Here is a 9,839-nt window from a genome sequence, read left to right on the forward strand (position 1 = left end):
TGTAGGCCGGTGGTTGGTATTGAACTTCGGTGACACTGACGACGGGCGTGTCGCGGATCGTCCACTCAAACGGTCCCGCTACCGCGTCGCCAGCCACAATCTCATAACGCTGAACACCAGTGGCTTGATGCGATACACGGATCGATGCGGTGTGAGCGACGGTCGAACGGTTGGCAGTTGCCTCATCGACTTGCATCTTGGTGACGCGTCCTTCGGAAACGCCGTCGCCAGACGTGCTGGTGGGTTCGTCCGAGCTCAGCCAGCGGAACTCGACTGTTTCCTTGTCTCGCAGGCCACGAACGTTGGCAGAAACGTCCACCGTCCGTCCAGCCAGAATTTCCGCATCGCCGGGTTGAACGTTGGTGATCTGGACTCGGTTGGCAGGCCGAATGTCGGCCGCCGGAGCCACCAGTCTCGCGGCCGATTGCAATGCGTTCTTCGGGGACGCGATCGCATAGATCACCAGCACGGATAGCAACGCGATCGTCGCGATCCACCACTGCAGCAGCCCGGTGGCTTCTTCAGGCAAGGCATCGATTGAACGCAGTTTCGCAGCGGTGGTTGCGCCGATGGACTGAACGACTCGTTTGGAAAGCTGGGCTTTGGACGCTGATTGGTTGGCCGAATCCGGAGCCGTCAGCGTGACGTAGCTGGAAAGCGCGTGTCCCAATTCGGGATGGTCTCGTTCGAGAGCTCGGGCGGCGTAGTCGGCTCGGACCGATGATCGCAGCACAGGCCAAACCGAACGAACGACATGAGCGATCGCGGCGACGATCGCGAAGGTAGCGATCACCACTCGGCCCGTTGTTCCCGGTGACCAGATCCACTGGTCCATCACGATCCAGGCCAGCATCACGGCCATGCCCACCAAAACCCCGCGAAGGATTTGGCGTGTCAGTTCGGCTCGCCAGAGCGCGGAACGAGCCGCATCGATTCGCGATTGAATCAGGGTGTCGTACGCCGGTTTCGCTGCTGCGGCGGACGCCCGAGATTCGGGGCCGGCGGCGGGCGTTCGAGAACCGGAAGGGCGGGGGGACGAAACGACGGACACGCGGTCTCACCAAAAAGAAATCATAGATAACGTCGCGAACAGCCGATGGCGACAAGAACGATGGCACTCACAACCGAATCATTCCTAACACGCTCATTCTATTTGATCGGCGATCCGAGTACCTTGGAACCAGCGATCGCCTCCGGCAAAACATTGGTTCGATGGAAAGGTGTATGTTATTTGCAGCGAACAAAGTTCAGTTGCTTAGCGTTGTCTGGGTAGTTGAAACGCTCCAATCGGGGAGGCTTTGTTCGTTTGCAACGATTTCGCGGGCGGCGGTTCCGATCCACCGGGCTGTTTTGTTCGAGATTTGTTTTCAGTGAACGATCATTGTGAACATATTGGGGTGCATCAAGGAAGCGGATTGACCGGGCAGCACGCTGCTCCAAGATCTTGAACTGTTGTCGGCCACTTTCAGTCGACTTTTCGATCCGGCCGCATTGGGGCAAGATACAATCGGCGATTCGTGAGATTGACACCGTTTTCAGTCTGACGCGGCACGGATTTCAACCTCAACCTTTTCTACCTATTTCCAAATCGGCCATGAGATACGCTTTTCGGCTCGCAGAACTGCTTGGGCACACTCCTGATCGGCGCAAACGCCCCGGTACGATCAAAGCGATCGTCGAACACACCGGATTGGATCGACACCAGGTGGCTTCGCTGCTTAAAAACGAAGCCAAATACATTCCGCTGGACGCCTTGTCGCGTCTATGCGACTACCTGATCGATCAGGGGCACGCGACGGCGGATCAATTGCCGGGTGCGTTGTTCGCTGTCAACGCAGAAAACTTCTGGGAGCAACTGGCTCGCCGAAACGACATTGAAATTGTGGTCGGGGTTCGGCAAGGCGAGGGCAACAACTCGCCCGAAAACGCCATGGTCGTGGCCAGCGATTCGGTGTTGGTTGGCGAATTGCTCAACGGTATCTCGACCTTAGGTGGTGTGGCCAAGCATATCGGCGAAGGCCCCGAGTCCACCGCAACGGCGTCCGTGCCGATGCCCGACCGGATTCAACAATCGTTGGTGTGGAGCCCCGGCCAAGTCACGTTGGAAGACGCTCGAGCTCGTGCGACGGAAGTCTTCCAAGGCTTCACCGAGGCCCAAGGCGATCGCGGAATCGTTTGCATCGGCAGCGTGAAGAGCAACCCGGCTGTTGAGCTTTTGTTCTCCGACGCGTTCGGATGCACTCCGTTCGTGACCGAAGATGACGTCGATGATGTCTCGGCTCGCAGTTGCCCATTCTTCCTTCGTTACCGTGACAACGACCCCAAACCCGGTGCCGCTTCGGCCGGGATGCGGTTGAGCAAGAACATGGACGCCCCTGAACCGGGCTTCTACTACGAAAAAGACGACGGCACGTGGGAGTACGCTGGCGGTCAAGGCAAGGACACCGCGTTGGTGTTCTACCTGTTCCACGAAGCCCTCGGTCGCCTGGACATGGTGCTCAGCGGTTTCTCCGGCCGAGCCACTCGCTTGTTGGCCAAGACGCTGGCCATCCGCGGCGAAGAATTCTGGCCACCTGTCTATCACGAAGCAGGCGTCCAAGTCGGTGCGTTCTTGGTTCAGTACGACGACGCGGAATCCAAACCCAGCCGCGACGATTTGCTCTACAACACTGGAGGAGCTGCCAAGATCATGCCTCTGTCCCGCGAAGCGATCGCGCGCCGAATGGCTCGCCGCTAGGCCGAAACCGAGCTCGTACGATGGACTTCCAAGTCCGTCGTGCTGGCGTCTTTGACGGGCTAGTGGTCTGTCAAATCTAAAGGTGAAGGTTGATCGTAGTGGGCGAGGCGACGAGTCCTTGGTTTTGATGCCAGTTCAGGACTCGTCGCCTCGTCCACTGCCCTGAAAATGAGTCGTGACAGACCACTCGAAAGCCCGCCATGCGGATTTTGACGCCCGTCGTGGGGTGTCATTCGTCCATGGAAACGATCGGCCGCGAACCTGAAAGCGGGTGTTTTGAAGTTGCGCTTTTCTCCAAACCCGAAGCGTCAGCGAGGGAAAAATATCTCCAAACCCGAAGCGTTAGCGAGGGACAATAGCTCCAAACCCGACGCGTCAGCGAGGGAAAATATCTCAAAACCCGAAGCGTCAGCAAGGAAAAAACGATGTGGACGTCGCCTCGCTGACGCGTCGGGTGATGAAAAAAACAATGCCTCACGCAACAGCGCAACTTCAAAAAGCGGGTGCGGGGGTCTCGGGGGCGACTCGGGCCTTGTTTAGCTCACCAGCTTTTTCAACTTGCCGGGGGCTGTTTCCCGTTGCGTTTGCGTCTGGAAAGACCAAACTAAACCCCCGTCGTCCCTCCCCACTTTGTTTCTCCGTCTCCTGACCACTCATGTTTGATTGCGTTGCACTCGTCGGTGCCACCGGTGCCGTCGGCCGAATCGTTCTGGACCAGCTCCACGCTCGCAAGTTCCCCATGCGGAAACTGCGTTTGCTTGCCTCGGCTCGCAGCGCCGGCACCGAAGTGCGTTATGGCGACGAAATGCTGACCGTCGAGCTGATGGAACCAGCGGCTTTTGAAGGCGTCGATCTGGTCATCGCCAGCACGCCCGACGAAGTCTCTGCCGAGTTCACCCCTTGGGCGGTCAAAGCCGGCGCAATCGTGGTCGACGAAAGTGCGTATTGGCGGATGGATCCAACTGTGCCGTTGATCGTTCCCGAAGTGAACCCTGACGCGGTCGATGGTCACCAAGGTGTCATCGCCAGCCCCAACTGCAGCACGACACAGATGGTCGTCGCACTGGCACCACTGCACAAAGCCGTGGGAATTCGTCGGGTCATCGTCAGCACCTACCAAGCGACCAGCGGAGCTGGCTTGGCTGGCAACGTCGAACTGGAATCCAGCACGCGTGCCAGCCTCGACGGGCAATCGCATTCGCCAGAAACTTTCCAGCATCCGATCGGGTTCAACCTGATCCCGCAGATCGGTTCGGAAAAGCATCTCGGCTACACCAGCGAAGAGATGAAGATGGTCCACGAGACCCAAAAGATTTTGGGCGACGATACCATTCAGGTCTGCCCGACCGCCGTTCGTGTGCCTGTTGCGATCGGACACAGCGAATCGATCTTGGTCGAAACCCGCGAACCGATCACTGCCGAAAAAGCTCGCGAGCTTTGGGATGCAGCCGACGGGATCACCGTGGTGGATGACTTGGATTCCAAGTCCTACCCCATGCCACGTGATTGCGACGGCAAGGACGATGTCTTCATCGGTCGAATCCGCCAAGACATCAGTTCTGAAAACGGAATCGCGTTCTGGTGCGTCAGCGATAATCTTCGCAAAGGTGCCGCAACCAATGCCGTTCAAATCGCCGAGTTGTTGGCCAACAAACATCAGCCCTCCGCCGGATAATGAGCTGAGCCATCGTGTCATACCCTTCTGAATGCCGGATGCGATCATGAAACAAGTCGTCACCGTCGTTTCACCGCATCTGGCCGAGAACGTTCTCGCAGCCCTTCGTCGGGCTCCGCTGGAAGGGTTGAGTGTGATGGAGGTCAAAGGTTATGGCCGCCAAAACAGCTACCTGGATCAGTACCAAGACACCGAATACTCAGAAGCCTTTGTTCCCAAGGTCGAGATCACGCTCTGGGTCGATGACTTGCGCCTCGAAGAGGTGCTGGACAAGATCGTCGCGGTCACTCGCACCGGCCGCATCGGCGACGGCAAGATCCTGGTCATGCCGGTTGCGTCGTTCATTTGATCGAAGCAAGTTCGCGTCATAACCCGCCGCGTGAGCAAGGCCGCGCGCAACCTATCAGCGTCGTCGTCCGCAACGATTCGCTAGACGAGAACCGGGCCTAACGGCCGTCGGCTAATTGATGCTGTGATTCTCCGTCGCCCGTAGCTGGAATCGCCAGATTCCAGATCCCCGCTACGCCTTCGTAACACGCAGCGTTAGCAAGCCCGCGCGCAGAGCCCCGCTACCATCAGCATTCTCGCAAGCTTAGGCATCGTTCCTTTGCCACCACGATGTGGTCCAGCACTGAGATGCCGATCAGCTTGCCAGCCTCCGTCAAACGCTCCGTCACCGCGTGATCTTCCCGACTCGGCGTGGGATCACCCGACGGATGGTTGTGCACCAACAACACCGCTGCGGCCGCGTCTCGGATCGCCGGCCGAAAAACTTCGCGAGGATGCACCAGCGAACTGTCCAGCGTGCCAACGGTGATGCGATGCGTGCGAATCGGTTTGTGCTTGGTGTCCAGCGTCACGATGTGGAATTCTTCCTGCACCGCGTCGCCGGCCAGGTAAGCGAACTTCTGCGCGCAGTACTCGGTCGCTTCCGTGGTGCTGGTGATTTTGACGATTTGCACCGGGCGTTCGCGAGCCGCTTCGGTCGCTCGGCGGCCCAGTTCAATGCCCGCCATGATTTGGCAGTAACTGGCTTTCGTCACTGCTTTGGTGATGTGTCGCAATTCCGAAACGCTCTGTTCGCGAATGGCGTCCAGTTCCTCGTCAAAATGGTTGGCCAGCTTCGTGCCTCCCGTCGTGGCTGATTCGCCGACCACGCCGACACGAATCAAAATCGCCAGCAAGTCTGCGTTGGACAGCGATGCCGCACCATCACGCAACAAACGTTCTCGAGGTCGTTCTTCTTCCGGACGCTCTTTGACTTGATCGCCATGAATCTGATCTTGGATCCAGCGGTCGATCAATTGGATTGGGTCGGTTGAGGCCCATGTGTAATGCAGTTCATCGTCGGAATGAACGCGTTCGAGCACACCGGCTCGCACCACTGCGTTGATGGTTCGAGTGACAAATCCTGCTTGGGTTTCTTCCACCAACTCAGAAAGTTCGCTTTGGCGAAACTGAGAGTGATAGGCCAACGGGTAGAGGATGGCTTGCAAACGTTGACGTCGGGTTTCGCTCATCGGGCAGCTCTTCGTCCTCGAACATCTAGGAATTCCAACACAGCGAAGATAACCTAAATTCACTCGACGCCTTTTGTTGGGCATCAATTTGACGCGCCCGCGACCTCCGTTTGTATCGCAACATGCCATCCATCTTCTCGAAAATAATCGCCAAAGAAATCCCAGCCGACATCGTCTACGAAGACGACCTGTGTCTGGCGTTTCGTGACATCGCTCCCAAAGCTCCCACGCACATCTTGGTCATTCCCAAACGCGAAATTGTGTCGCTTGCAGATTTGACGGACGAGGACCAGGAAGTCATGGGCCGCTGCGTCGTCGTCGCGTCCAAGGTCGCTTCAGACGAAGGTTTGGGCGACGGATATCGGTTGGTCGTCAACACGGGCTCCGACGGCGGCCAAGAAGTCCCGCACGTGCACTTCCACCTGCTCGGCGGCCGCAAAATGACCTGGCCACCAGGCTGAGTCCCGCCCCGCCCAACGACGACACCAACGTAGCCGGATTCGCCAAGAATTCGGACTTCACCTGTCGCCGCTCCGCGGTTGTCGGGTCCCGCCGACGCAGACGACCAGAGTAGAACATTTCGAGCCACGTCCTCCTCCGTGCCCCGCAATTCGTCGTCATCGCGCGACTCCGAAGACGGACATCGCCTTCATCCGTAGCCGGATTCGCCAGCATTCGGATTTCACCGACTTGATCCCTTTTTCCCAGCATTTTCAATTTCTTCCCCCGCCATACGTTCAATTTGGGTGGAGTTTGCCGGCTGAGGTGCCGATGACGAAACAAGGCGATTCATTCAAGTCGAATGCGTCGTTCCTTTGTCCTCCCACCTGTTCGAGACACGGATCGTCCCGATGAAATCCTCCTATGCTGTCGTGTTGACGCTGGTTTGTTTGCTGATGTCGACCGGATGTGTCGGTCCCATGTGGAACGCTTGCGGGCCCTGTGGTCCTGGCGTCGGTTGCGACAGCGGCGCCTGTGGTGATTCCTGCGGCGGTTGCGATACCTGCGATGGATGCGGCGAACTGTACATCGACCCATGGATCAATGAACCCGCCGATTGCTACGACCCGTGTGACTCGTGCGGCAACTACAACGGCCAATCGTGTGGCAAGTGCCGAGCCGTCTTCACTGGCATCAAGAGCATCTGGGGCTACAAACGCGACGGCTGCGGAACCGCCTGTGACACCTGTGCCGGCGGCCGGCCACTGTTCCCCGCCGCCGACCTGGGTGGCTGCGATGGCTGTGGCGGATGCGACTCGTGTTCGACCGGATGTGATTCATGCTCCGGCGGCTGTGACTCTTGCTCCGGAGGATCGTATGGTCATTCATCCGAGGGTGTGATCCTTCACGAAGGCGAAACGATCATCAGCGACAGCGGCCACGGGCGCACCTCGACCGTGGCGGCTCGCACCGCTCAGAATCGTCGCAACTCACCGGCACGCCAGATCTACCGCACGCGATCGGTCAACGGACCCCAGCCCACATTGGCTTACTGAGCGGAAGTTTGAAGCCACCGCTCGGCATGGCAAATTGGCCAGCCCCGGTGGTTCACTTCGGCAATGACTCGTGCGTCCGCCTCGCTGGGCACAAACACGCAAACGTCGTCGACGTCCAGCGAATCCAAGTCCACATCGCCGAGTGACCGCCATTCTTTTTCGGCGGTCCAGTCCTGGTCGCGACCCTCGGCTTGATAGAGGAAACGTTCGTCGGCGGGCAAACCATCTCGGACGGACACTGGGCCGTAGACGACCGGACGCAACCCGATCTTGGACGCGGCTGATCGCCGAATCGCGATTCCAAACGGTTCGTAGTCCCACCGCGAGACATGGGACCGAAACGTTCGCCGACGCAGCAATTCGGGCAGCGGCACGGCGGACAGACAAACCACGCGGTGTTCACTCTTGGACGTGGTCGCTCCTGCAATCAAACGCCGCATCCGCACGATGCGTCGCAGTGAGTCCAGCGTTTCTCGCGAGGCCGCTTCGTCGGTCCCCAGCAACATCTCGTCGCGGTACTGAGACCACGACTGGCCCGGCCAAGGCCCATCGCACCGACGAGTGCAGTGCACCAACCATGCGTCGTGTTCCAGCGAGGATTGGACCGGAGACACGCTGGGGGAACTTGGGTCGCGTCGCGGCAAGGGGGCATCGGAAGTGTTGGCGGACGACCGCGGCAGGAACCTCCCCAGGGCCCCGGCTTCCAACACGCGTTCGGCTGCCTTGGGATCGTCCATGCCGACTCGGACACCAAACGGATCGACTTCCAAGCGACGCAGGACGGCTTGTTCGACCTTGCCTCCGCGACGAAGGTGCAGCACATCGACGCGGTCCGCCACCGCGATGATCCACTCATCTCGATGTTGGGCGATTTTGTGGAAGGCGATGTTGGGTGGCAGCGAGCCCAGTTGTTCGGGCGCGGCCAGTTGAGAAGCGTCCCAGCGAACCAGCGGCAGGTCGAACGTCTTGGCCGCTTGAGTGACCCAGGGTTCTGCCGCCGACTTCTGGATCGTCACCACGTGCTCGCGAGCGTCCATCATGGAAGCCGCCAGTTGCCGAGCCATTTCGCGGTGGCGGACTGGGCTGTGTCCCAACCGGCTGCAGATGGGGGCCAAAACCGGGTGAGGTCCCCGATGGAGGTTTCGGCAGCAAGCGTCAAAGGTGGGTGGAGTCAGTTGCTGAGCCAGGCGCGGCAGCAGATGCTGCAGTCGCCGCCACCGTCGCTGAGCCCGTTTTTCCGCACCGGCTCCGTTGTCAGGGGCGGTGGAGCCGTCTGGGTTGGGTTGCGAATCAGAACGCATGGCCGAGCCTAGGAAAGCGGGAGCGAACCGTTGGGAGGGCAAGTTCGGGAGCGAACGCATGTCCACGTTAGCAGTTTTGCGGGTCCGGATAGTCGGGCAGGGTCAAAACGAATCCCCCCGGAATAAAAATCCAGAGAAAACCCGCCTTGAATCGCCGCCGATCAGTAGCTAACATTCGCCCCACACGAGTCGGAACCGGCTCGCAATCCCCTGTAGCTCAGTTGGTAGAGCAGGCGGCTGTTAACCGCCTTGTCACAGGTTCGAGTCCTGTCGGGGGAGCCTTCCATCCCGGTTACGCAACTTTCCATTGCGTGACCGGGCAATGGAGACTCCGAGCGGAACCGGGCGTTGGCCCCAGGCTTCAATTTCGATCTCGCCTGATGGTTCCTTCTTCTTAAATTTGAGCTGGATCTGTTTGATCAGCAGGCGCAGTGCGTATTGCCGCTCATCGAAATCAAGCTCTTTCCAAAGGCCAGCGAAGTCTTCGTAGGCTGCCTGGACTTCTTCGGTTGAAATGTCACCGTCGCGACGATCGCGGATTTGAAGTGTGAGTTCGGTGATTCTGGATTTCAGTGACTGCTGATCCTTCTCTAACGCTGCGAGGCGATCCGAGATTGCCGTAATCGCCTGGAGTGCGGGATCGGCTAGGCGATCGACGAGGGCGAGCGAGCTTTTCTCCAGCTTGGAAAGCTCTTTGGTGAGTTTCGTTCGCTCCGATTCCAGTGACTTTACGCCCTCTCGGTTGGCTTCGGTCGCCGAGGCTATGACAGCGGCCAGATGCTCTGGCTTCTTCGCTAGATCTTGGATGTATTCGACGATCGCGTCGTCGATCATCTCCGCTTTCAAATCTGCTCCACAGCAAGCCGCAGCGTCCTTCTTCGATTTGGTCGTGCATTTGTAGTAATAGTATCGCTGTGTGCTGCCGTCCTTTTTCTTCTTGTTCACAAAGCTCGTCGTGTACGCACAACCGCAGTAGCCGCACCGAAGCAGGCCGAGTAACAGTGTGTCCTGTTGAGACTGATCGCCACGTCGTGGTTTCTCTTTGCGGGCGTCCATGAGCTTCTGAACTTCGATGAACTTCTTCTCGTCGATGATGCCTTCGTGCTCGCC

At 58.7% G+C, this 9,839-nt stretch carries 8 protein-coding genes, 1 tRNA gene and 1 pseudogene; 6 read left to right on the forward strand and 4 right to left on the reverse strand.

The window, feature by feature from the left end:
• Positions 1–1,051, reverse strand: a pseudogene (locus ACF8AM_RS17445) (circumsporozoite protein- membrane associated protein); the annotation flags it as partial.
• 543 nt (positions 1,052–1,594) lie between these two features.
• Here ACF8AM_RS17445 and ACF8AM_RS17450 point away from each other — a divergent pair.
• The 3 genes from ACF8AM_RS17450 (at position 1,595) to ACF8AM_RS17460 (ending at position 4,761) form a co-directional block, all read left to right on the forward strand.
• Positions 1,595–2,737 (forward strand): helix-turn-helix domain-containing protein, encoded by a 1,143-nt coding sequence (locus tag ACF8AM_RS17450; protein ID WP_392556871.1) that lies wholly within the window; start codon positions 1,595–1,597, stop codon positions 2,735–2,737.
• 655 nt (positions 2,738–3,392) lie between these two features.
• Positions 3,393–4,412 carry an aspartate-semialdehyde dehydrogenase gene (locus tag ACF8AM_RS17455; protein WP_392556872.1) on the forward strand — a complete coding sequence of 340 codons (1,020 nt, stop codon included), beginning with the start codon at positions 3,393–3,395 and terminating at the stop codon, positions 4,410–4,412.
• Positions 4,413–4,443: 31 nt separating this feature from the next.
• Positions 4,444–4,761 (forward strand): P-II family nitrogen regulator, encoded by a 318-nt coding sequence (locus tag ACF8AM_RS17460; RefSeq protein WP_392556873.1) that lies wholly within the window; start codon positions 4,444–4,446, stop codon positions 4,759–4,761.
• A 226-nt stretch (positions 4,762–4,987) separates the two neighbouring features.
• Here ACF8AM_RS17460 and radC read toward each other — a convergent pair whose 3' ends face one another.
• Entirely contained in the window at positions 4,988–5,932 is a 945-nt protein-coding gene (gene radC / locus ACF8AM_RS17465) for a DNA repair protein RadC (protein ID WP_392556874.1), read from the reverse strand.
• A 122-nt stretch (positions 5,933–6,054) separates the two neighbouring features.
• On the opposite strand from radC, the gene ACF8AM_RS17470 reads away from it, so the two are divergent.
• A complete protein-coding gene (locus ACF8AM_RS17470) occupies positions 6,055–6,393 on the forward strand; it encodes a histidine triad nucleotide-binding protein (RefSeq protein ID WP_392556875.1) in 339 nt (112 codons plus the stop codon).
• Between the two features lie 390 nt (positions 6,394–6,783).
• Positions 6,784–7,428, forward strand: coding sequence for a hypothetical protein (locus ACF8AM_RS17475; protein WP_392556876.1), 645 nt, complete (start codon positions 6,784–6,786; stop codon positions 7,426–7,428).
• Here ACF8AM_RS17475 and ACF8AM_RS17480 read toward each other — a convergent pair.
• Positions 7,422–8,795, reverse strand: a complete 1,374-nt coding sequence (locus ACF8AM_RS17480) for a hypothetical protein (protein ID WP_392556877.1) — start codon at positions 8,793–8,795, stop codon at positions 7,422–7,424. The genes ACF8AM_RS17475 and ACF8AM_RS17480 overlap by 7 nt on opposite strands.
• A gap of 140 nt (positions 8,796–8,935) precedes the next feature.
• Between ACF8AM_RS17480 and ACF8AM_RS17485 the strand changes: the two genes are divergently transcribed.
• Positions 8,936–9,008 (forward strand) — tRNA-Asn (locus ACF8AM_RS17485).
• Here the strand turns inward: ACF8AM_RS17485 and ACF8AM_RS17490 are convergent.
• Positions 8,982–9,839: recombinase zinc beta ribbon domain-containing protein (locus tag ACF8AM_RS17490; RefSeq protein ID WP_392556878.1), on the reverse strand; the 858-nt coding region annotated here is incomplete at its 5' end. The genes ACF8AM_RS17485 and ACF8AM_RS17490 overlap by 27 nt on opposite strands.

Origin of the sequence: Rhodopirellula sp. JB055, from assembly GCF_043100905.1 — a bacterium.
In the GTDB taxonomy this organism is placed as follows: domain Bacteria; phylum Planctomycetota; class Planctomycetia; order Pirellulales; family Pirellulaceae; genus Rhodopirellula.